Annotated in this window: 15 protein-coding genes; 11 read left to right on the top strand and 4 right to left on the bottom strand. The window is 68.2% G+C overall.

Annotated elements, in window-relative coordinates; translation table 11 throughout:
- Positions 1-2: 2 nt before the first annotated feature.
- From ACT54X_RS17375 to ACT54X_RS17410, 8 genes are all read left to right on the top strand, one after another.
- Positions 3-1226 carry a thiolase C-terminal domain-containing protein gene (locus tag ACT54X_RS17375; protein WP_294376166.1) on the top strand — a complete coding sequence of 408 codons (1224 nt, stop codon included), beginning with the start codon at positions 3-5 and terminating at the stop codon, positions 1224-1226.
- On the top strand, positions 1223-1678 hold the full coding sequence (locus tag ACT54X_RS17380) for a Zn-ribbon domain-containing OB-fold protein (RefSeq protein ID WP_294376164.1): 456 nt from the start codon (positions 1223-1225) through the stop codon (positions 1676-1678). Before ACT54X_RS17375 ends, ACT54X_RS17380 begins: the two co-directional genes overlap by 4 nt.
- Positions 1679-1714: 36 nt before the next feature.
- Positions 1715-2434: a nitroreductase gene (locus ACT54X_RS17385; protein ID WP_294376163.1), complete on the top strand. Its 720-nt coding sequence runs from the start codon at positions 1715-1717 to the stop codon at positions 2432-2434.
- Positions 2435-2573: 139 nt separating this feature from the next.
- A complete protein-coding gene (locus ACT54X_RS17390; RefSeq protein WP_476347634.1) occupies positions 2574-3542 on the top strand; it encodes a Bug family tripartite tricarboxylate transporter substrate binding protein in 969 nt (322 codons plus the stop codon).
- 189 nt (positions 3543-3731) lie between these two features.
- On the top strand, positions 3732-4337 hold the full coding sequence (locus tag ACT54X_RS17395) for a phosphatase PAP2 family protein (protein WP_476347635.1): 606 nt from the start codon (positions 3732-3734) through the stop codon (positions 4335-4337).
- Positions 4334-5365, top strand: coding sequence for a glycosyltransferase family 2 protein (locus ACT54X_RS17400; protein WP_476347636.1), 1032 nt, complete (start codon positions 4334-4336; stop codon positions 5363-5365). Before ACT54X_RS17395 ends, ACT54X_RS17400 begins: the two co-directional genes overlap by 4 nt.
- Positions 5362-6966 carry an ArnT family glycosyltransferase gene (locus ACT54X_RS17405; RefSeq protein WP_476347637.1) on the top strand — a complete coding sequence of 535 codons (1605 nt, stop codon included), beginning with the start codon at positions 5362-5364 and terminating at the stop codon, positions 6964-6966. Before ACT54X_RS17400 ends, ACT54X_RS17405 begins: the two co-directional genes overlap by 4 nt.
- Entirely contained in the window at positions 6963-7796 is an 834-nt protein-coding gene (locus ACT54X_RS17410) for a ChbG/HpnK family deacetylase (RefSeq protein ID WP_294376153.1), read from the top strand. The genes ACT54X_RS17405 and ACT54X_RS17410 overlap by 4 nt, the downstream gene beginning before the upstream one ends.
- Here ACT54X_RS17410 and ACT54X_RS17415 read toward each other — a convergent pair.
- Positions 7717-8508 carry a GntR family transcriptional regulator gene (locus tag ACT54X_RS17415; RefSeq protein ID WP_476347638.1) on the bottom strand — a complete coding sequence of 264 codons (792 nt, stop codon included), beginning with the start codon at positions 8506-8508 and terminating at the stop codon, positions 7717-7719. The genes ACT54X_RS17410 and ACT54X_RS17415 overlap by 80 nt on opposite strands.
- Before the next feature lie 146 nt (positions 8509-8654).
- On the opposite strand from ACT54X_RS17415, the gene ACT54X_RS17420 reads away from it, so the two are divergent.
- Genes ACT54X_RS17420 through ACT54X_RS17430 form a run of 3 tightly spaced genes read left to right on the top strand, consistent with a single transcriptional unit; the run spans position 8655 to position 11655 of the window.
- On the top strand, positions 8655-9701 hold the full coding sequence (locus tag ACT54X_RS17420; RefSeq protein WP_476347639.1) for a porin: 1047 nt from the start codon (positions 8655-8657) through the stop codon (positions 9699-9701).
- A gap of 39 nt (positions 9702-9740) precedes the next feature.
- A complete protein-coding gene (locus ACT54X_RS17425) occupies positions 9741-10757 on the top strand; it encodes a Bug family tripartite tricarboxylate transporter substrate binding protein (protein ID WP_476347640.1) in 1017 nt (338 codons plus the stop codon).
- A gap of 25 nt (positions 10758-10782) precedes the next feature.
- Complete coding sequence (locus ACT54X_RS17430) at positions 10783-11655, top strand: alpha/beta hydrolase (RefSeq protein WP_476347641.1); 873 nt, start codon at positions 10783-10785, stop codon at positions 11653-11655.
- A gap of 30 nt (positions 11656-11685) precedes the next feature.
- On the opposite strand, the gene ACT54X_RS17435 is transcribed toward ACT54X_RS17430, so the two are convergent.
- From ACT54X_RS17435 to ACT54X_RS17445, 3 genes are all read right to left on the bottom strand, one after another.
- Positions 11686-12153 carry a GFA family protein gene (locus ACT54X_RS17435; RefSeq protein WP_476347642.1) on the bottom strand — a complete coding sequence of 156 codons (468 nt, stop codon included), beginning with the start codon at positions 12151-12153 and terminating at the stop codon, positions 11686-11688.
- A gap of 145 nt (positions 12154-12298) precedes the next feature.
- Positions 12299-21007, bottom strand: a complete 8709-nt coding sequence (locus ACT54X_RS17440; protein WP_476347643.1) for an autotransporter-associated beta strand repeat-containing protein — start codon at positions 21005-21007, stop codon at positions 12299-12301.
- A 58-nt stretch (positions 21008-21065) separates the two neighbouring features.
- Positions 21066-21227 carry a hypothetical protein gene (locus tag ACT54X_RS17445; RefSeq protein WP_476347644.1) on the bottom strand — a complete coding sequence of 54 codons (162 nt, stop codon included), beginning with the start codon at positions 21225-21227 and terminating at the stop codon, positions 21066-21068.
- Positions 21228-21350: the final 123 nt, after the last annotated feature.

The following is a 21350-nucleotide window of genomic DNA, read 5'->3' on the forward strand; positions in this document are numbered from 1 at the left end:
CCATGCAAGCGCACACGCGCCGGGCCGGCGCCACCGTTGCGGCGCGCGCCACCCGCACGCTGCGCGGGCAGGTGGCGGTCATCGGCATCGGCGAAGGCGGCTACTGGCGCCATGGCCAGTCGCCCGACCCCGAATTCAAGCTGGCCCTCAAGGCCATCCTGGCCGCCTGCCAGGACGCCGGTCTGGACCCGCGGGACATCGACGGCTTCGCCTCGTATGGCGACGACCGCAACGACGCCTCGCGGCTTGCGACGGCCCTGGGCATCCACCGCCTGCGCTCGGCCACGATGCAGTGGGGCGGCGGCGGTGGCGGCTGCTGCGCCGCGGTGGCCAATGCCGCCGCCGCCATCACGGCCGGCATGGCCGACTGCGTGGTCGTCTTCCGGGCCCTGGCCCAGGGCGAGCACGGGCGCTTCGGCCAGGTGTCGGGCGTGTCGACCATCTCGGGCGAGAAGGCCTACCTGATGCCCTACGGCGTGCTGGCCCCGCCGCAGCGCTTCGCCATGCGGGTGCAGCGCTTCATGCACGAGCACGGCGTGCAGCAGGCGGCGCTGCGCGCCATCGCCCTGGCCTGCTACCACCACGCGCAGGCCAATCCGCGCGCGCTGATGCACGGGCGGCCGCTGGATGCCGCCCGGTACGACGCCTCGCGCTGGATCACCGAACCCTTCCATCTCTTCGACTGCTGCATGGAGAACGACGGCGCCGCGGCGCTGGTGCTGGTCGCGGCAGAGCGCGCACGCGACTTCGCGGCCGAGCCGGTCTACCTGCTCGGCGCTGCGGCCGGCGCACCGCAGCGCGCCGCCGCCACGGCCCACAACGCCCCCGATTACGGCAGCGCCGGCTACGCCGCCGTCGCCGAAGAGCTGTGGCGCATGGCCGGCCTTGGGCCCTCGGACGTGGGCTCGGTGCAAAGCTATGAGAACTTCACCGGCGGCGTGGTCATGGCGCTGGCGGAGCACGGCTTCTTCCGGCCCGAGGAGGCCAACGACTTCCTTACGCTCGACAACCTCGTGAGCCCCCACGGCCGGCTGCCCCTGAACACCAGCGGCGGCAACCTGGCCGAGTGCTACATGCACGGCCTCGAACTGGTGCTGGAGGCCGTGCGGCAGGTGCGCGGCACCTCCACCAGCCAGGCACCGCGGCGCGATGCCGCGCTGGTGATCGGGGCGCCCATGGTCTCGCCGGTGAGCAACCTTCTGTTGGGATCGGAGGCCACGCTGTGAGCGAGACCTCGATCCCGCCGCTGCCCGCCGGCCTACCGATTCCCGTGTCGGAGCCGGACGGCCTCTCGGCCCCGTACTGGCAGGGTCTGTGCGAAGAGCGGCTGCGCGTGCAGCGCTGCACGCACTGCGGCACGTGGCAGTTCGGCCCCGAATGGATCTGCCACCACTGCCATGCCTTCGACCCGGCGTGGACCGAGGTGCCGCCGCAAGGCGTCATCCACAGCTGGACGCGGGTGTGGCATCCGGCGCACGCGGCCCTGCGCGGGCACGGCCCCTATCGCGTGGTGCTGGTCGCGCTGCCGCACGCTGGCGGCGTGCGCATGGTGGGCAACCTGCTGGGTGACCCGATGCAGGATGTCGCCATCGGTGCTGCGGTGCAGGGCGTTTTCGCGCACCATCGCGACGCGCAACCTGCGTTCTCGCTGCTGCACTGGCGGCTGTGCGAGCGGTAGCCACCGAACCCTGCCCCTTCACTGCAACATCTCTCCATGCCCATCGACCCAGCCTCCACTCGTGGCGAGCCTGCGCCCGCCGCCGCCGAGCCCGCCCTGGCCCTCCAGGCCCTGCTCGACCAACGCTACAGCTGCCGCGGCTTCCTGCCGCAGGAGGTGCCCCAAGCCACCATCGAACGCATCCTGCAGCTGGCCCAGCGCACCGCCTCGTGGTGCAACGCCCAGCCCTGGCAGGTGGTCGTCACCCGCGGTGCGGCCACCGGGCGCCTGCGCGAGGCGCTGCTCGCGGCGCAGACCCAACCGCCCCAGCCCGACTTTCCCTGGCCGCGCGAGTACCACGGCGTCTACCAGGCACGGCGCCGCGAGTGCGGCCTGGCGCTGTACGACGCCGTCGGTGTCGCCAAGGGCGACCGCGAGGCCTCGGCCCGGCAGGCGCTGGAGAACTTCCGCTTCTTCGGCGCACCGCATGTGGCCATCGTGACCAGCGACGAGGCGCTGGGCGTGTACGGCGCGGTGGACTGCGGCGCCTTCGTCTCCAATTTCATGCTGGCCGCCACCAGCCTGGGCGTGGCCACCGTACCGCAGGCGGCGCTGGCCTCGCGCGCGGACGTGCTGCGCGCGCAGCTGGGCCTGGCGGCCGACCGGCGCGTGGTCTGCGGCATCTCCTTCGGCTTTGCGGACGAAGCGCATCCGGCCAACGGCTTCCGCACCACGCGCGCGGGCCTGGACGAAGTGCTGACCTGGGTAGAAAGCTGAGCGCCTGCGGGCACAGGCCAGGGCGCCTTGTGCTGCGGTCTCCCCTCATGGCAGGGCGTGGGCCGGGTGGCATGATCCCGGCCCGGCCTCCGGCCGGTTCCTGAAGCATTCCAACACCTAGACAGACAGGACCCTCGCCATGACTCTCGCCCCTTCGCGCCGCCGTGCGCTGCTCGTCGCCCTCTCCACCGGCCTGCTGGCCGCCGGCGCCTCGGCGCAGCAATGGCCCACCAAGCCGATCCACTTCGTCGTGCCCTTCTCCGCTGGCGGCGCCAACGACCTGATGGGCCGCGCGGCGGCCGACGGCGTCTCCACGGCGCTGGGCCAGCCGGTGGTGGTGGACAACAAGCCCGGCGCCGGGGCCGTGCTGGGCACCGATGTGGTCGCCAAGAGCGCGCCCGACGGCTACACCTTCCTCATCAGCGCTGCAGGCGTGGTCTCCAACAGCATGATCCGCAAGGTGACCTACAAGGACAGCGACCTGGTGCCGGTGGCCATGATCGGCCTGGCACCCTCGGTGATCGTGGCGCCCGCCAACTCGCCCTACAAGGACCTGACCGACTTCGTGAACAAGTCCAAGCAGGGCCAGGGCCTGCACTTCGCCACCGCCGGCACGGGCAGCACGCCGCACTTCGTCGAAGGCCTGCTGGAAAAGAACTACGGCGCCAAACTCGACGTGGTGCCCTACAAGAGCGGCTCCGAGTCGATCACCGCCGTGCTCAGCGGCCAGGTCGACGCGACGTCGGAGGCCAGCATCGTGGTGCTGCCTTACGTCAAGGCCGGCAAGCTCAAGGCCCTGGCCACCACCTGGACACAGCGCATCTCGGCCTATCCCGAGCTGCCCACCGCCGTGGAGCTGGGCTTCAAGGACATCCGCATCGCCCACTGGGCCGGCGTGCATGCGCCGGCCGGCACGCCGCCGGCCATCCTCGACAAGATGGCCGAGGCCGTGGACAAGGCCATGAAGGACCCGGCCACCGTGCAACGCCTCAAGGGCATGGGCATCGAGCCCATCGGCGGCACACGCGCCAGCTTCGTCAAGTTCGTCGACGAGGAGCGGGCCCGCCTGGGTGCGGTGGTCAAGGCCACCGGCATGAAGGAAGAGTGAGCGCGGCGGCCGGCCCGCGCCGGCCAGCCTGAACGGCGTCTGAAACGCACGGTCAGGAAGGATTCACGGCGGACTCCTAGCATCCGCCGCCATGCTGACCGACCCTTCCCCGGCGCCCGTTCATCCCGCGTTCACGCGCATGCGCCGTGACGGGCGGCGCGTCGGCGCATGCGGATGCGGGGTGGCGCGATGACCCGCCCCGACATGGCCCTCTTCCTCGCGATGACGGCCGGCAGCTCGCCCACGCCCTGGCTGCTGTCCATTGCCAGCGCACTCGCGCGCTTCGGTCCCTGGCTCAGCGCGGCCGTCATGCTCGGCGCCGGCCTGCGCCACCGCGACGAACGCGGCTACCTGCTCGCGCTGCTGTGCATGGCGGCGATCGGCTCCCTGGTGGCCCATACGCTGGCCAGCGCGCTGGGCTATCCCCGCCCCTTCATGCTGGGCCTGACACCCAGCCACCTGGCCCATGGCGGCAGCGACGGACTGCCGAGCACCCATGCCACCGTGATGGGCCTGGTCGCCTTCGGCCTGCTGGTGCGCCGGCCGCTGCGCCGGTATGGCCTGGCGGCCATGGTCCTGGCGCTTGCCACGGGCTGGGCCCGCATCCATGTCGGCGTGCACTTCCCGCTGGACGTTGTGGCGGGAATGGGGCTTGCCGCCGCGCTGCTGACCAGCTTCCTGGCTCTGCAGTGGCAACTTCGGATCCGCCTGGGCGCCCGCCCCGCCCAACCGGTCGCGCCGCCGCTCACGCCACCGGTCATCGCCCCTTCGCATCGAGAGAAACCGCTGCCATGAATGCCGCCGTGCACGCCCCCACCGCACGCCTGAAGGTCGTCGAGACCGACGAGGTCGTCGCCCAGCCCCCCGTGCAACTCGCCGCGGCGGCCCTGTCGTGCGTCATCCCCTGCTTCAACGAGGCGGCCAACCTGCGCCTGCTGCTGCCGCTGCTGGAGCAGCTGCTGCAGGGCATCGGCCTGCGCTGGGAAGTCATCGTGGTGGACGACGGCAGCAGCGACGACACCTCCGACGTGGCACGCACCTGGTGCCAGCTGGCGGGCTTCCGGCTGGTGCGGCTGTCGCGCAACTTCGGCAAGGAGGCCGCGCTGAGCGCCGGACTCAAGGCCGCGCGCGGCGATGCCGTGGTGCTGCTCGATGGCGACCTGCAGCATTCGCCGCAGCTCATCGGCAAGATGGTCGAGCAGTGGCGCAGCGGCGCCGAAGTGGTCTACGCGGTGCGCGAGAACCGGGCCGACGAAGGCGCCCTCAAGCGCGTGGGCACGCGGCTCTTCTACCGGGCGGTGAACATCTCCAGCCGCACGCCGCTTCCCGAGGACGCGGGCGACTTCCGGCTGATGGACCGCAAGGTGGTGGACGCCCTGCTGGCACTGCCCGAGCGCAACCGTTTCATGAAGGGCCTGTACGCCTGGGTAGGCTTCAAGACAGTGGCGTTGCCCTACACGCCGGCCCCGCGGGCCGAAGGGCAGAGCCGCTTCGGCGCGCTGCGGCTGCTGAACCTGGCGCTGGACGGCATCACCTCCTTCACCACCTGGCCGCTGCGGCTGATCAGCGTGATCGGGCTGCTGCTGGCCGTGCCGGCGCTGGGCTATGGCGTCTTCCTGGTGTTGAGCCACTTCATCTCGGGCAGCGATGTGCCAGGCTGGTCCACCATCGTCGTGAGCCTCATGTTCTTCATGGGCATCCAGCTGGTGTCGGTGGGCATCGTGGGCGAGTACGTGGGCCGCATCTTCGAGGAGGTCAAGGCCCGGCCGCTGTTCCTCGTGCGCGAGGAATACGGCCACGGCCTCGCGGAGCGCACGCCGTGAGCGCCGCCGCGCAAGCGCGCGGCACGTCGTCGTGGTGGAAGGGGCATGCCGCCTTCCTGCTGATGGTCGGCATGTGGCTGGCCTGGACAGCCGGCCTGCGCCTGCTGACCGCCCCCGACGAGGGCCGCTATGCCGGCGTGGCGCGCGCCATGCTGGCGTCCGGAGACTGGCTGGTGCCACGGCTCAACGGCCTGCCCTTCTTCCACAAGCCACCGCTGTTCTACTGGCTCGGCGCCGGGGCCATGCAGCTCTTCGGCGTGCACGAGTGGGCCGCGCGCCTGCCTTCGGTGCTGGGCGCCTGGCTGGCGGCCGCATCGCTCTACACCTTCCTGCGGCGGCATGCCGACCTGCGCCTGGCGCGCGGGGCCACGCTGGCGCTGTGCACCAGCCCCTTCTTCTTCGTCGGCGCCCAGTTCGCCAACCTCGACATGCTGGTGGCCGGCTGCATCACCGCCACCATCGCCTGCGCCGCGGATGCACTGCTGTGCCTGGACGAGGAGCGCCCCTGGCGCGCCGCCCTGGCGCTGGCCTTCGCCTCGGCGGGGCTGGGCCTGCTGGCCAAGGGGCTGATCGGCGTGGTGCTGCCGGGCGGCGTGATCGTGCTGTGGGCCCTGCTCACACGCCGCACCCGCGTGGCGCTGCGCATGGCCGTGTGGTGGCCGGGCTGGCTGCTGATGGCGCTCGTCGCCGGACCGTGGTTCGTCGCCATGCAGCTGCGCTACCCGGAGTTCTTCGACTACTTCGTCATCACGCAGCACTTCCGCCGCTTCGCGGCCAGCGGCTTCAACAACGAGCATCCGTTCTGGTTCTATGCACCCGTGGTGCTGGGCCTGTGCCTGCCCTGGACGGCATGGCTGCTGCTGTGGTGGCGCAAGGCCGCGCCGGCGCCCTCGCGCGGCGCCCAGGGCCTGCCGCTGCTGATGCTGGTGTGGATGGGCGTGGTGGTGGTGTTCTTCTCGCTGCCGCGCTCCAAGCTGGTGGGCTACGTGCTGCCAGCCCTGCCGCCCCTGGCTGCCCTCGTCGCGCTGGGCCTGGAGCGCGCCCTGGCAGGCTCGCCGCGGCGCGCCAAGGTGCTGGGCGCCACCGGCGCGCTCGCCGCCCTGCTGTGCGTGGGGGGCGTGGCGGCGGCCGGGCATTACGGCACCCCTCCCGACGCCCGGCTGCAGCTGCCCGCGGGCGAGTCCGTGCGGCCCGGGGATCGCGTGGTGATGCTCGACCACTACTTCTACGAATTGCCCTTCTACTGGCAGCTTCCCGGGCCCGTCACCGTGGCGTCCGACTGGCGGCCGGCCGTGGCCCAGGCCAGCGACAACTGGCGCAAGGAACTGGCCGACGCCGGCGCCTTCGAGCCCGCGACCCGGGCCACGTGGCTGCAGGGCGTCGACGCCCAACCGGCGCGGATCTGCGCCCCAGGCCGCACCTGGGTGATCGGGCCCTCCAACGCGCAGCTCGTCGCGCCCTGGGTGCTGGGCATGCAGTTGGTCACCTTCAACACCGAGATCGCGGTCTGGCGCCACGACGGCCGCGCGGGCGAGGGGCCGGACTGCCTGTCGGGTCACGGCACGCCCGGTGCACTGCCTGCCTGGGCCGGCGCCTCATGAGCCCACCGCACCCGGTCTTCCTGCGCCGCCTGTGCGTGTGCGCCGATGACTTCGGCCTGAGCCAGGGCATCGACCGCGCGATCCTGGCGCTGATCGACCAGGGCGTGGTCACGGCGACCAGTTGCATGGTGCTGCGCCAGGCCTGGGCCGCCGACGCGCCCTTGCTGCGCACCCGCACGGCCGCCCGCGTCGATGTGGGCCTGCACCTGGACCTGACCAACGTGGACGGCACCGCCCGCGAGGCCAGCCTGAGCGGCCTGGCGGCACGCAGCATGCTGATGCCCCGCGGCGTCGAACACTGGGGTCCTATCCTGCGGCAGCAGCTGGACCGTTTCGAGGACGCGATGGGCCGGCCACCCAGCCATGTGGACGGCCACCGGCATGTGCACCAGCTGCCGGGCGTGCGCGAGACGCTGGCCGAACTGCTGAACCAGCGCTACGGCCGTGCACTGCCCTGGCTGCGCGGCACGCGGCCCGGCCCGGCATCGGGCGCCGTCGCCTTCAAGCAGCAGCTCATCCACCGCCTTGGCGGCCCGGGGGCGCGGCGGCTCGCCCGGCGCCGGGGCATTCCCCTGAGCCATCGCCTGCTGGGCGTCTACGGCTTCGACCGCGACGTGCAGGCCTATGCGCGGTCGCTGGACGCGTGGATCGCCCAGTGCCGGGACGGCGATGTGCTCATGTGCCACCCGGCCATCGGCTCGGCCCCTTACGACGGCATCGCCGCCGCACGCCAGATCGAGTTCGAGGCACTCAGCGCGCTGAGCCCCGCGCTGGTGGAACAGGGCTGGGGCGTGCGGCTTTCGCCGCAGCCCGTGCGCGCGGGGCGCTGAGCGCCGGTGCCGCCCCGGCGGCGTCTGGCGCGGACGAGCCCGCCTGTCTGACCGCGTTCTCGGTCTCCTGCAGGTGGCGGTCCATCAGCGCGATGGCGGTCGCGGCGTCGCGCGCGAGCACCGCGTCGACGATGGCCTGGTGTTCGGCATTCACGTCCCGCGCCTGCAGGTGCGCACTCTCCAGCCGGATCTTGCGATAGCGCTGGGAATGGTCCGCCAGCTGGTTCCAGAAGCGCAGCAGCCACTGCGAGGTGCACGCACCCACCAGCGCGGCATGGAAGGCGCGGTGGTGCACTTCCCATTCCGAGGCCATGGCGTCGCTGCGGCTGAAGTCGGGCAGCTGCGTCCGGTGCAGCACGTGCAATGCCGCCACGATGCCAGCCTCCCACCGCGCATCGCCATGGGCGATGGCATCGGCCAGGCACAGCCGCTCGATCTCGCGGCGCGTGCGGGTCAGGTCGATGAGTTCGGCCGGCGACGACTCCACCACACGCGCACCCCGATGCGCCTCGATCGCCACCAGCCCCTCGCTGCCCAGACGGGCCAGCGCCTCGCGGATCGGCGTTAGGCCGAGCTGGAAGCGCTTGTCCAGGTCGGCGGCGCGAAGCCGCTCGTTGGGCGCCAGCTCGCCACGCAGGATCTCCTGGCGCAGCCGCTCGTAGGCGCGCTCCGTCCGCGAGCCGGAGGCGTCGGGCACAGGTTCGTTTAACACGGATGCCTCCATGAAGTAAATACGCCATTATACGAACGGCAATATTTCATGAAACTTGTAGATTTCATGAAATCCGAGGCGCCACATGAAAAACGCATCGGTTAATCCGTCCCATTTGCCGCTTCGCATCCCTGTCCTTCCGTCTCATGACCTCTGCACGTCCCCTCCCCTGTCTTGTTGCCCTGGCGCTTGCGAGCGCGGCGACCTCCTCCCTGGCGCAGAGCAGCGTCACAGTCTATGGGCTGGTCGACCTCGGCTTCGTGCGCGAAAGCGGCGGGCCGGGCGGCGCCGAGGCCAGCAAGCTGACCAGCGGGGTCTCCGCCGGTTCCCGGCTCGGCTTTCGGGGCGCCGAGGATCTCGGCGGCGGGCTCTCTGCCGTCTACCGGCTGGAGATGGGCCTGAATGCCGACACCGGCACCCTGGGCCAGGGCGGCCGCGGCTTCGGCCGGGAGTCGTGGGTCGGCCTGCAGGGCGACTGGGGCCGCGTGCTGCTGGGCCGGCAGTACACGCCGGTGGCCTTCCTCCAGGCCGAGTCCGACCCCTTCGGCACCGGGCTGGCGGGTGATTCGGCCAACCTGATCAGCCCCGGCGGCGCCGGCGGCAGCAACCGCATGGACAACACCGTGCGCTACGCGCTGGAGACACGCCAGGGCCTCACCGTGGACCTGGCCTACGGCTTCGGCGAGAAGACCAACGACGCCAGCCTCGCGCGCGAGTGGGGCGCCGCCGTCGGCTACGTGTCGGGGCCGGTGTACGTCAAGCTGGGCCATCACAACGTCAACGACGCCAACGGCAGGCCGGGCAGCATGAGCCTGCTGGCGGCCAAGTACGACTTCGGCCTCCTCACCGCGCATTTCAACTATGCGGTCAACAAGGGCTCGTCGGTGTTCGGCGTGCTCAACCGCGATTCGCGCGACGTGCTGCTGGGCGTCTCCGTGCCCTACGGAGCCGGCCGGTTTCTTGCGTCGTACATCCGCAAGGACGACCGCACCCTCGCCAACAACGATGCCAACCAGTGGGCCGTGGGCTACGTGCACAACCTTTCGCGGCGCACCGCCCTGTACGTGTCCATCGCACGCATCCACAACAACGCCCCGGCCGGCTCCGCCACCGGCTTCTACCGCGTGGGCAACGCCACCGAGCAGGGACTGGGCAGCCGCGCCTTCAACGTGGGCGTGCGCCATGCCTTCTGAGCGTCTGCCCGTCCGCCTCCGCCCTCATCCCCTCTGCCCATGAACCCGCACATCGCCATGAACCGCCGCTTCCTCTGCCAGCACCTGCTGGCCTGCGCTGCCGCCCCGCTCGCGGCCATCGCACCGATGCCCGCCTTCGCGCAGGGCACGGCCGGCTATCCCGCCCGGCCCATCACGCTGGTCGTCGGCTATCCCGCCGGCGGCGACTCCGACGTGCTCGCCCGCTTCCTGGGCGAGAAGCTGTCGGCGCGGCTGGGTCAGCCCGTGGTGGTCGACAACCGCACGGGCGCCGCCGGCACCATTGCCGTCAACTACGTCTCGAAGGCGCCGCCCGATGGCTACACGCTGCTGGTGGCGCCCAACACGCTCGCCATCACCCCGCATGTGCTGCAGACGTCACGGACCGCCCAGGTGGACCCGGCCACCGACCTCACGCCGATCATCCAGCTCGCGAGCCAGTCGCTCTTCGTGGTGGTGGCGTCGGACACGGGCGTCAAGACCATGAAGGAGCTGCTCGCCAGCGTCAAGGCGGGCCGTATCCGCAGCTATGCGAGTCCCGGCTACGGCTCGCCCATGCATATCCTGGCCGAACTGGTGGACAAGTCCGCCGGCGTGAAGATCACCCAGGTGCCCTACCGCGGCAGCATGCCGGCCATCGCGGACATGGTCGCCGGCCAGGTGCCGATGATGTACACGTCGCTCGGACCGGTGGCGCCCTACATCGACAGCGGCAAGCTCACCGTGCTGGCCGTGGCCGATGCCCAGCGCTCGCCCTTCCTGCCGCAGGTGCCCACGCTGGCCGAGGCCGGCGTACCCCATGCCGAGATCGGCGCCTGGCAGGCGCTGCTCGGGCCCAAGGGCCTGCCGCCCGCGCTGGTCGCGCTGCTGAACCAGCACTTCACCGAGATCATCCGCATGCCGGACGTGGTGGCGCGCATGAAGTCGATCTCGCTCCAGCCCGAAGGCGGCCCGCCGGACAGAATGAAGAAGCTCGCCGAAGACGACTACCTGCGCTATGGCAGGCTGGTCAAGGAATTCGGCATCCGCGCCGAATAGCGCGCGTGCCCACTGCAAGGACCCTGTGACCTTCCTCGACATCGACGCCCTTTCCCCCCAGCCGCCCCTGCCGTTCAAGGCAGCGGCGGAGTACGCCGAGACCGTGCTCGGCTGGGCCCGTGAGGTGCCCGCCGCCCTCGTGCAGGTCCGGAACGTGCCCTACGGCGACGACCCGGCACAGCGCTACGACGTGTACGGCGCCCCGGGGATGCGCGACGCACCCGTGCTGGTCTTCTGGCATGGCGGCGGCTGGACGCATGGCCACAAGGAATGGTGCGCCTTCATGGCGCCCGTGGTGGCCGCGCTGGGCATGCGGCTGGTCACGCCGGGCTACCGCCTCGCACCCGCGCACCGTTTGCCGGCCGCCCTGGACGACAGCCTGGCTGCCTTGTCACACATCGCCCGTCATGCAGCCGGATTCGGCGGCGATCCGCGGCGGCTCTATCTGGCCGGACATTCGGCGGGCGGCCACCTCGCGGCCCTGGTGGCACTGCGCATCGCCGACGCGCAGCGCGCTGGCGTGCCGTCACAGGCGATACGCGCCTGCCTGCCGCTGAGCGCCATCCTCGACCTGCACCATCCGCTGCCGCCCGCCGGCAGTCTGGAGGAGCGTGTCTACAGCCATGTGCTCCTGCATGCCGACGACGACGCCCCGCTCAGCCCCCTGTGCTGGACGGCGGGCAACCGAATTCCCATGCACCTCGGCTGGGGCGCGCAGGATAGCGATCGGGTCCAGCGGTCCAACCGCCGCACAGCCGCCCTGCTGGCCCTGCAGCCGGGCGGGGTGAGCACACACGAGATGCCACTGCTGGACCACTTCGGCACCCATCTGGCGCTGCGGGATCCGCAGGCGCCGTGGTACGGGGCGCTGCTCAGGCTCGTGGCACAGACCGGTTGAAGCGCGGGCCTGCGCCGGGCCGCCGGCCGCTCACAGCCCGTGGCGGCGGTGCCACTCGGCGAGCGACTCCTTTGGAAAGTGCTCGAAGTGCGCGTCGCCCGGGCGGCCTTCCACCTGCACCCACGGGGCCTTCGAATCGAGCAGCATGTGCACGTTCTCGGGCGGCACCGGCAACGGCGTGTCGATGGCGCCGGCATGCGGGTGGATCAGCTCGGGCCAGGTCTTGTCGTACAGCCACAGCGCCGTGCCGCAATGGCCGCAGAAGTGGCGCTGACCTGTGCTCTCCTTGCCGTCGATGCGGGCGCGATAGACCCGCACCGCGTCCTGGCCGCTGTGCAGCTGGAAAGTGCGGGCATCCGCGCCCACGTTGACGGCGTAGCCGCCCGTTCCGGCAGTCTTGCGGCAGATCGAGCAGTAGCAACGCATGAAGGGCACCGGCTCCGTCGACTCCACGCTGAAGCGCACGCGCCCGCAATGGCACGATCCGTCGAGATGCATGGGCAGGACTCCTGGGAAAGTGAGGAACTCTCAAGCCTAGGACATCGCGAGAGGTACCACGTCGGGCGGATGGCCGATGCCACCGTAGGCGTCGGCCACCCTTCGCGCGTTCGGGCTTCATCTCCTGGACGATGCCCCTGCAACCTCAATCCACCTTCACCTGGAACAGCACGGCGCCCTCGCCACCGCTGCTGAGGGTGCCGGTGAAGGTCCAGGTGATCGGGCCAATGCCGCCTGCGGTCTGCGCCACGTCGCAGCCCACCGGCACCGCCGGCGTCGAGGACGTCCCTGCATTGACCGGCGTCACCTTCGTGCACGCCGTCAGGCTCGTGGGCGTGGTCTCCGTCTTCGCCTGCACAAAGGTCGTGTACCCCGGCGTCGTGTCGCTGATCACCAGGCTGTTGATCGGCGACAGCGCGGTGTTGGCGTACTTGATCCGGTACTCCAGCACCTCGCCCGACTTGGCCTGGTTGTTCGGGCCGAAGGTCGTCACGCCCTGCGTCACGTTGCGCACTTCCTTGGTCAGCTGCAGCGCCGAGTTGCTTACCGTCGTGGTGTCCGTGGCCGCAAAGCTCGCGCTCAGGCCCGGCGCCGCATTGGTGAACGTCAGCGTGGCGGTCACCGGAACGGCGTTGCTGCTGCCCTCGGGTGCGGTGGCCGGCACCTGCTCGTGCACCAGGAAGCACAGCTGCTGCCCCTGCACCACCGTCAGCGTCGTCGAGGCGCCCAGTTGCTGCGCCGACAGGTCCAGCGCGCCCGTGCAGTTCGCGTCCAGGTAGGCCGCCTCGCTCCAGCCCGTGACGGTGCTGGGCGTCGCCGTGGCCGTGCCCAGCTGCACCTTCAGCGCGCCGCCCGTGCCGGCCGTGAAGGTGTGCGGATGCAGCGCACGCAGCCCTGGCCGGCCCTGCTGGCGGCCCGCCGCGGGAGTGAGCGTGCTGACCGGCACCTGCCCGAAGTTCAGCGTCACCGTGCCCGAGGCAGGGGCGGTGAAGCTCGCCTGCTGGCTGGCCCGGGTGTAGGTGTAGCCCACCCCGCCCACGCTTGTGGCGCTGCCGTCGGGCAGCACCGTGCCTGCGGCGTTGGCGCCGGTGGCCAGGGTGTTGGCCGCCAGCACCGGCTGCACGCACACCGTCTGGCCGATCTGCGCCGTCGGGATGCTCAGGCCGAAGGCGCCGTTGCCGTCGGTCGTCGTGCTCGCATAGATGGTGCCGCTGCAGTTGGTCAGGTTGACCGTAATGCCGCCCACTCCGGCTTCGGAGCCGTTCTGCAGCCCGTCGTTGGGCGTGCCGGTATTGGTGCTGCCGCTGGGCGCGCCGCCGTCGTTGAACACCGCCCCGGAAATGCCGTTGCGGGTGTTGGTGAAGGTACAGGTGATGTCCGCACCCGCCACCATCTGCGCAGTCCCGAGGGTGACCTGCACACCCGAGACGGTGCCCAGAGCGCCCGTGCCGTTGCCGGTGCTGGCGCCGTTGGCGTCCACGCAGCTGATGCTCGCGGGCGTGCTGGGCCAGCCGCTGGGGATGGTCTGGGTGATCGACACCGCCGTGCCCACCGTGCCGTTGAAGGTGCTGCTGCTCACAGGCGTGCCCGAGGCCGTGGTCGTCAGGCTGGCGCTGGCGGTGTCCAGCCCCGTCATGGCGAAGTTGAAGGTGCCGGTGGCGCCGTTGCTGACTTCGGTAATCTTCACGCGCGGGATGGACACCAGCACCACCTTCTTGTTGACATCGTCGTACTGGATCACGCCCTGGTAGCCGATGGCCGCCAGGTTGTTGGCCGAGAAGGTGCCGGTGCGCGTGCCGGTGTAGGTGATCAGGGTGTACTTGCCGGTGGTGTTGAAGCCGGCGAGCTTGTTGAGAGTCAGGTTGCCATTGAGGCTCAGGTTGCCGGTGACCTTGATCTGGTCGTAGTCGGTGCCGGGCGTGCCGTTGTTGCCCAGGTCCAGGGCCAGGGTGGCGCCGCCGCTGAAGGTCAGGGCACCGGTGTTGAGGATGCCCACGCTGCCCGCTGCCGCTGTGGCGCCTGCGGTGAGGGTGCCCGAGACGGTCACGGTACCGGCCACGGTGCCAGTGCCGCCCAGCGTGGCGCTGCCGGCCACGCTCACGGCGCTGGCGCTGGCGGTGCTGCCGTTGACCAGCAATGTGCCGCCGTTCACGGTCGTCGTCCCCGTGTAGGTATTGCTGCCCGTCAGCGTCTGGGTGCCCGTCCCTGCCTTGATCAGGTTCAGGGTGCTGGCCGCGCCCCATCTGCTGGTTGCAGACAGCACACCATCGAAGGTCTTGCTCGCGTTGTCGTTGCCGATGGAAATCGTGGCCGTCCCGGCGAGCGTTGTTCCCACCTTGCCGGATCCGGACAGACTGCCGATGGCGATCGTTCCGTTGTAGACCGACAGCACGCTGGTCGAGTCGATGTCTGCGGAGATCGTGCTGTTGATGCCTGCGTTCTCCAGCGACAGGTCGCCGTGGTTGCTCAGCAAGAATTTGCCATCGCCCGTGACATTGCCTGTCAGCACCAGACGGCCATAAGCACCATTTGTACTGAGAATGTTGGTGCCGGTCACGTTAAACGTGGCAGCGCTGCTGGTAAGCGCACCGTTGATTCGCACAGAGGTGCGCGATTCGTTGTCGCCCGCATAGTTGAGCGCTCCCGAAACGCTCCAGTTGCCTGAGAAGCCTTGCTGCGAGCCGATGTTGTTGAATTCCAATGTCGCACCCGGCGAGATGGTCACATTGCCGGCCATGTTGCTCAGCTGATCCTTGCTCACGAGCTTGCCGGCGGAAACCGTCAATCCACCGCTGAAGGTGTTGGCACCGCTGAGCACGAGCGTGCCCGCGCCCGACTTGGTAAAGGCATTGGAGCCAGCGAGCACGTTCGCAATGGTGGCGGTGTGGCTGGCGTTGGTGACCGTCAGGGGGTTGCTGGTGGCCGCGCCGGTCAGCGTGCTGCCGCTGAGCGTGTAGCCATCCACATTGAAGGTCATGCCGCCCATGCTCTGGGCACTGGTGACGCTCACCGCGGCCCCCGTCCCGGCGAAGGTGGCCACGTTGGTGCCGCCGGCCCAGGTGCCGTTGGGCGTGCCGCTGCTGGTGGTCCAGTTCAGGGTGGTGCCGTCCCAGTTGCCCGGGCCGCCGTCGACCGTGGTGTTGCTGGCGTTGGTGTCCCAGTAGGTGTAAGTGCCCGTGGCCATGGGCAGCAGTTCGTTGCCGGTGCTCGACCAGTAGGTGGCCGTGGCAGCATTGCTGCCCAGCTTGACCTGGTTCATGGGCGCCAGTCCGACCTGGTTCTTGGCCGGACTGCCGGTGACGGCCGTGGCGTAGAAGCGGGTGGTGCCCTGCGTCCAGTTGCTGGCCGTGAGCGTCAGGCCCGTGCCCAGGCTGCCGAGCGTGGCCACCGTCAGGCTGCTGTTGCTGCCAAAGGTGATGGTGCTGCTGGCCGTGTTCTGCGTCAGCGAGCCGATGGTGTGCGACTGGCCGGTGCCCAGGTTCAGCGTGCCGCCCGCCATCACGATGCTGAGGTTGGGCGCATTGATGGCACCCGTCAGCGTCAGCGTCGCGCCTGTACCCACCGTGATGGTGCCAGTGCTGCTGCTCTCGATGGCGGCCACATTGCTCGTGAAAGGGGTGCTGCTGTTCGACAGCGTCAGGTTGCTGCCCGTGCCGAGGACCAGCTTGCCGCCGGTGTTGACCGTGAGGGCCGCCGTCAGCGACTGGGTGAAGGTGCCCAGGTTCAGCGCGCCGCCCGAGTTGACCGTAACGGTGCCGGCGCTGGGCAGGGCACCGTTGGCGCCGATGGCCAGCGTGCCGGCGTTGACGGTGGTGCCGCCGCTGTAGGTGTTGGCGCCCGTCAGCGTGGTGGTGCCGCTGCCGTCCTGGCTCACCTTGCCCGTGCCGCTGATGACCTTGCCGAAGTTGTAGGCGTTGCTTCGGTTGAAGCTCAGCGTACCGGTGCCGCTGACCGTGATGCTCGCTGTCCCGGCAATGTCGCCGGTTGTAGAGCCATTGCCCAACTGCAACGTGCCGCCGCTGATGGTGGTGCTCCCGGTATAGCTGTTCGCACCAGTCAGCACTGCGGTACCTCCGCCAGTTTTGGTCAGCGCCCCAGCATTCCAAAGCACCGCCGAGATGTTCAACGTGCTGCCGGCGGCCGTGTTCAGCGTCAGAGCCGAAGTGGTGTCCATGTTGAGCCCGATACTTGATGTGGACTTCAACGTGGCGGCTGCGCTCGCGGTCGTGCTCACGGTCACAGGATTCTTGTAGAGAACAACCCCGCCGGATCCATTGATACCCGTCACGTCCAGCGTGCTGCCATTGCCTAGGGAGATCGTGGTTGCGCCCGCATAGCCGATGTTGGTTCGCGTGGGCGTGTTGATCACCAGCGATGCGCCGTCGCCAACGATGAGCTGGGTTGAGCCCATGCCCGTGTTGTCGCCGTCACCAACCGCCTGTGCAATCGTCAATGTCCCACCGCTGACCGTGGTGCTGCCTACATAGGTATTGGCGCCGGACAAGGTGAGATTGCCCCCGCCCATGACGGTGATGCCCTTGCTGGTGCTGGTGATCGGAGCACCGATGGTGGCCACCATGCTCCCAGGAATCGTGATGTTGGCGTCCTGCGCCAAAGCCAAGGTCCCGCTGGTGTTGCGGGTGATGGTGTAGCCCGTGACGCCGAAGGTCAGTCCTCCAATGCTAGCGTTGTAGCCGTCTGCAATGGTGACCGTGGCGGCCGGGGTGCCCTGGAATGTCGCCACACCACCCGCGGACCATGTGCCGTTCGGCGAGCCGCTGCTGGTCGTCCAATTGTTCGACACCCCATCCCAGGTCCCGGGGCCGCCGTCGATGCTGCTCAAGGCGGCGTTGGTGTCCCAGTAGGTATAGCTGCCCACTGCTGCGCCCAGCAGGATTTCGTTGTTGGCCGTGCTCGGCGCCCAGTAGGTCAACGAGGACGACGCGCCCCCCAGACTGATCTGGTTCAACGGCGTCAGCCCCAGCGTATTGCGCGCCGGTGCCGGCGAGCCAGTGACGTTGGTCGCATAGAAGTTGGTGGTGCCCGCCGTCCAGTTGCTGGCCGTGAGCAGGGTGCCTGCGGTGCCCAAGTTACCCAGCATAGCCACCGTCAGCTTGCTGCTGCCGCCCGAAAAGTCGATGGTGCTGGCCGCTGTCTGCGTCAGTGTTCCGATGCTGTGCGTACTTCCGTTGAGCTTGAGCGTGCCACCCGCCATCACGATGTTGACGTTGGGGTTGCTGATGGCACTGGTGAGCGTCAGCGTGGCGTTCGAGCCCACGGTGATGGTGCCGCTGCCGGTGATGGCAGCAATGCTGTTGGTCGTGTTGGCGCCCAGGTTGATGCTGCCGTTGGAACCAAGGTCCAGCGTGCCAGCAGAACTGAGCCCAGCGGAAAAGCCCTGAGTCTTGCCGTTGATGTTCAGGGTGGCGCCCGAATCGACGGTGACTGCGCTGTCCGTCGCCAGGGTGTTTGTGGCTGCACCGAGGATGAGTGAGCCTGCGCTGACTCGTGTTCCGCCCGTGTAGACGGAGGCCGCGTTCAACGTGAGAGAGCCGCTTCCGACCTTGGTCAAGGCAATCTTGCTTGCCGTGCTGCCGTCGTAAATGACACCCGAAAAGGTCGTATTGGTATTGAGCGCACCTACCGATAGTGTGGTGGCCGCTGTACCGGTAGCGGCAGTGAAGATATTGCCGCTGCCCGATAGTGATCCCATATTTACAGTTACGGGTGCGCTCGATCCCGAGTGGCTTGAGAGCCCAATAGCTTGGCCATTGTTGACCACCGCCATTCCGGCACTGCCGGTGTTCTCTAGCCATATGCCGCCTAAGGTAGCAAGCGTGGTGAGCGAACCTGTGAAAGTACTCCAGTCTCCCGTTGCAAAAACCGGGCTGCCCGATACGGTAACACCACCTGAACCGGTAATGACGTTAGGGAACGTCGAATCGCCATTCGCAACCAGTGCCAACGTGCCTGCCGGGCCGACGGTAACAGTGCCAGTGCCATAAGCTGTACTTAGATTGCTGGCCAATGAGGTCAACGTGCCCGCATTGACAGTTGTTCCGCCTGTGTAGGTATTTGCACCCGTCAGCGTGAGCGTTGAGGACGTGCTTGTGTCCTTTATTAGGGAGCCCGTCCCGCTGATAACACCCGACAGCGTTTGATTGGTGCTGCTCGAATACTGCAGCGAGCCGCTGTTGCTGATGCTGCCGGGATAAGCGGCATTGGTCCCATTCCAGCCCAAGCTCCCGCTTCCGGAGATCTGCAGCGTACCGGCGCTGATAGTGATGGCACCAGGGTCATTATTGGGACCACTCAGCACCATGTTGCCGCCCCCCGCCAACTTGAAGCCCTGACCTGTCGCCGAACCGGTAGACGCGAAGTAGCCCGACACAGTCAACGTTGCTCCCGGGCTCACGTTGTACGTGGGCCCGTTCGACTTGTTATTGACCACATTCGACGCACTGATCGTGCTGTTGGATAGGACGGTGACGTCGAAGTCGACGTCGTAGACACCGAAGTTCGTAGCGGAGCCGCCTACGGCGTTATAGGAAGCAAGGTTGCCTCCGTCCAAAGTGATGGGCGGCAGATGGGACGACTGACCGGCACTTTGTTTAAGCGTGCCGCGCACGGTGATCTTGGACGGTGACTGCGAGGCCGGATAGTTTGCTGCACAGCCAAAGGCATTGTCGGCGCCAGTGCCCGACGTGGTGGGATTCACATCCAGCACCGCGTTGGCGCCCACGACAATCTCGCCGGAACCGAATGAAGATAGAGCCGAGCTTGTACCGCAACCGTTCTGCGTGCGGTCAACGCGCAGGGTACCTGCATTGATGTAGGTGCCCCCGGTGTAGGTGCTGTTGTTGGCCGACAGCGTCAGCGTCGATGTGCTGCTGGTGTCTTTGATGAGCGACCCGGTACCACTGATCACCCCCGACAGCGTCTGGTTGGCGCTGCTCGAATACTGCAACGTGCCGTTGTTTGTAATGTTGGCGCTGTATGGATTGCCCGCCCCACTTGCCAAAGATCCGGCACCACCAATTTGCAGCGTCCCGGCATTGATGGTCGTCGTACCTTGGTAGGAGTTGCTGGCCGTCAGTACCGCCGTACCTGCACCTGACTTGATGATCGGGGAAATGTTCCAAAGCTGCGCGCTAGCCGTCAGGGTCGAACCAGCTCCGGTATCCAGGGTCAATGTTTGGCCATTCAAATTCAAGCCAATTTGCGAAGTCGACTTGAAGGTCGAGGACGCACCGGACTGGCTGGAAATGGTCAGCGCGCTGTCCAATGGAATGCCACCGTTTCCATCTGTGCCGGTCACATCCATTGTGGAACCGTTGCCTAGGGTGATAGTCGTCGCGCCCCCATGGCCGATGTTGAGGCGGTTGGTAGCGGTAAATTTCAGATTTGCACCATCGGCCACGGTGAATTGCTTGCTGAGGAAGCCAGCTCCATTTCCAACGTCAGTTGGTGCAGCGATGTTCAGCGTGCCCGCGTTAACTATGGTGGCGCCTGTATAAGTATTTGTCCCCGAAAGCGTTAGCGTGCCTGTGCCTGATTTGTAGAAGCCGTAATTTCCGGTTATCACCGAATTCACGGTCGCGCTAATTCCCGAATCAACCTGTATGCCCGCAGTGCTTTGTGTCAAATTTAGAGAACCACCGCTAAGCGTGTAGCCGGAAGTGCTGAAGCTCATTCCGCCAATATCCTGTGATCCGCTCACCGTCACCGCCCCTCCGGTGGTCCCTGCAAAGTTCGCCCACACAGTACTGCCAGCCCAAGGGCCATTGGCGTTGCCTGTGTCGGTCGTCCAGTTGAGGTCGCTTGAAGTCCAAGTGCCCGATCCACCATCCACGACGCCGTTGGCAGAGGTCTGGGTGCCGTCCCAGTAGTTGCCGGTGGCATAGATGGTGACTGAGCCGGCGCCGCCGGCCGAACCCGCCCAACCATTGGAGGTGGTGCCAGCAGCTCCACCGTTGTTGGGGCTCGTGCTGGCGCTGACGCTGCCTGCTGCGAGATTCGAACCCGTGAAGGTTGAGCAACTGGTACCAGCCACACCACCGGTAGCGTAAGTAGTAGAGTCTTTGCCAGCAGCGCCTCCAGCGCCGCCAGTGCCGCCCTGGTAACCGCCGCCGCCACCGCCGCCGCCGCCGCCGTCACCGCTGGGCTGTGCGCCGTTGCCGCCCTGAGCGGTGGAGGCGCATGCGCCCGAGACGAGCGTAATAGCGGAGCCCGAACCACCCGTGCTGTTGGTCCCGCTTGTCGTACCGTAGGAGCCGCCACCACCGCCACCGCCGCCACCTGCCTGCAGGAGCGTGACAGTTCCGTAGACAAGAGTGCTGCTTCCGCCGCCGCCGCCGCCCGAACCGCTCGCGCCCGTACAGCCGGTTTTTCCACCCAAACCGCCCGCGGCCGCTCCTGTACCTCCGGCAGGGGAAGCGGCACTGCAAGCAACACTGCCACCGCCGCTACCCCCACCGCCGATCACCCCGCCAATGGTCGTACCGGGCCCCACATTGACCTTCGCGTAGACCAGTGCACCATCGCCCCCTTTGCCTCCAGGTGCGCTGTCTGCGCCGCCGCCGCCACCACCGCCACCTGCCAAGGCCACGATGACCCAGTAGACGTTGCCCGGGACCTGGTAAGACCAAGTCCCGGGGGTGTTGGAGCTGTACAGCGCGGTCTGCGCCTGCGCCCCAACTGCACCCAGCCCCATCCCTGCAGCCAGTACCGCCCCCATCGCAGCCCGCCAGCCCAAGGCACTGCACCGGCCGCGCATCCATCGGCAGGCGCCCGCGGCCGTCCGCCGCAAGCCTCCAAGCGCAGCCAGCCACCAAGTCATCAGGATCGAGTTCATTCTTCTTGTGTCGTCAGTAATTTCGTAAAGGCCGGGGGCATATCCGGCCGCTGCTTGCTCAGGCCTCATGACCACGCAGCGATCCGCTGAGGTCGTTGCTGTCCTGGGCGAGGGCCTCATCGGCGCGCCCGGCGGCCACACACAAGGCCATCACGAGGGCCCCAAACGCTGCGCCCACCAGGACGCCGCCGAACCAGGCGCCAATCACTAGTGCGCTCATGTCACTGCCCTCCCCCGGCGGAGCCGGACTGCTGTTGCTGCTGTTGCTGCTGTTGCTGCTGTTGCTGCTGTTGCTGCTGTTGCTGCGGTTGTTGCGGTTGCTGCGGTGGCGTCTGCCCCGGCT

This window comes from Pseudacidovorax sp. DMC4, from assembly GCF_056314265.1.

Bases quoted from the DNA above. Each gene is read 5' to 3' on its own strand.
- ACT54X_RS17375 (WP_294376166.1), top strand. From the start codon at position 3: ATGCAAGCGCACACGCGCCGGGCCGGCGCCACCGTTGCGGCGCGCGCC.
- ACT54X_RS17385 (WP_294376163.1), top strand. From the start codon at position 1,715: ATGCCCATCGACCCAGCCTCCACTCGTGGCGAGCCTGCGCCCGCCGCC.
- ACT54X_RS17390 (WP_476347634.1), top strand. From the start codon at position 2,574: ATGACTCTCGCCCCTTCGCGCCGCCGTGCGCTGCTCGTCGCCCTCTCC.
- ACT54X_RS17395 (WP_476347635.1), top strand. From the start codon at position 3,732: ATGACCCGCCCCGACATGGCCCTCTTCCTCGCGATGACGGCCGGCAGC.
- ACT54X_RS17400 (WP_476347636.1), top strand. From the start codon at position 4,334: ATGAATGCCGCCGTGCACGCCCCCACCGCACGCCTGAAGGTCGTCGAG.
- ACT54X_RS17410 (WP_294376153.1), top strand. From the start codon at position 6,963: ATGAGCCCACCGCACCCGGTCTTCCTGCGCCGCCTGTGCGTGTGCGCC.
- ACT54X_RS17420 (WP_476347639.1), top strand. From the start codon at position 8,655: ATGACCTCTGCACGTCCCCTCCCCTGTCTTGTTGCCCTGGCGCTTGCG.
- ACT54X_RS17425 (WP_476347640.1), top strand. From the start codon at position 9,741: ATGAACCCGCACATCGCCATGAACCGCCGCTTCCTCTGCCAGCACCTG.
- ACT54X_RS17435 (WP_476347642.1), bottom strand. From the start codon at position 12,153: ATGCATCTCGACGGATCGTGCCATTGCGGGCGCGTGCGCTTCAGCGTG.
- ACT54X_RS17440 (WP_476347643.1), bottom strand. From the start codon at position 21,007: ATGAACTCGATCCTGATGACTTGGTGGCTGGCTGCGCTTGGAGGCTTG.
- ACT54X_RS17445 (WP_476347644.1), bottom strand. From the start codon at position 21,227: ATGAGCGCACTAGTGATTGGCGCCTGGTTCGGCGGCGTCCTGGTGGGC.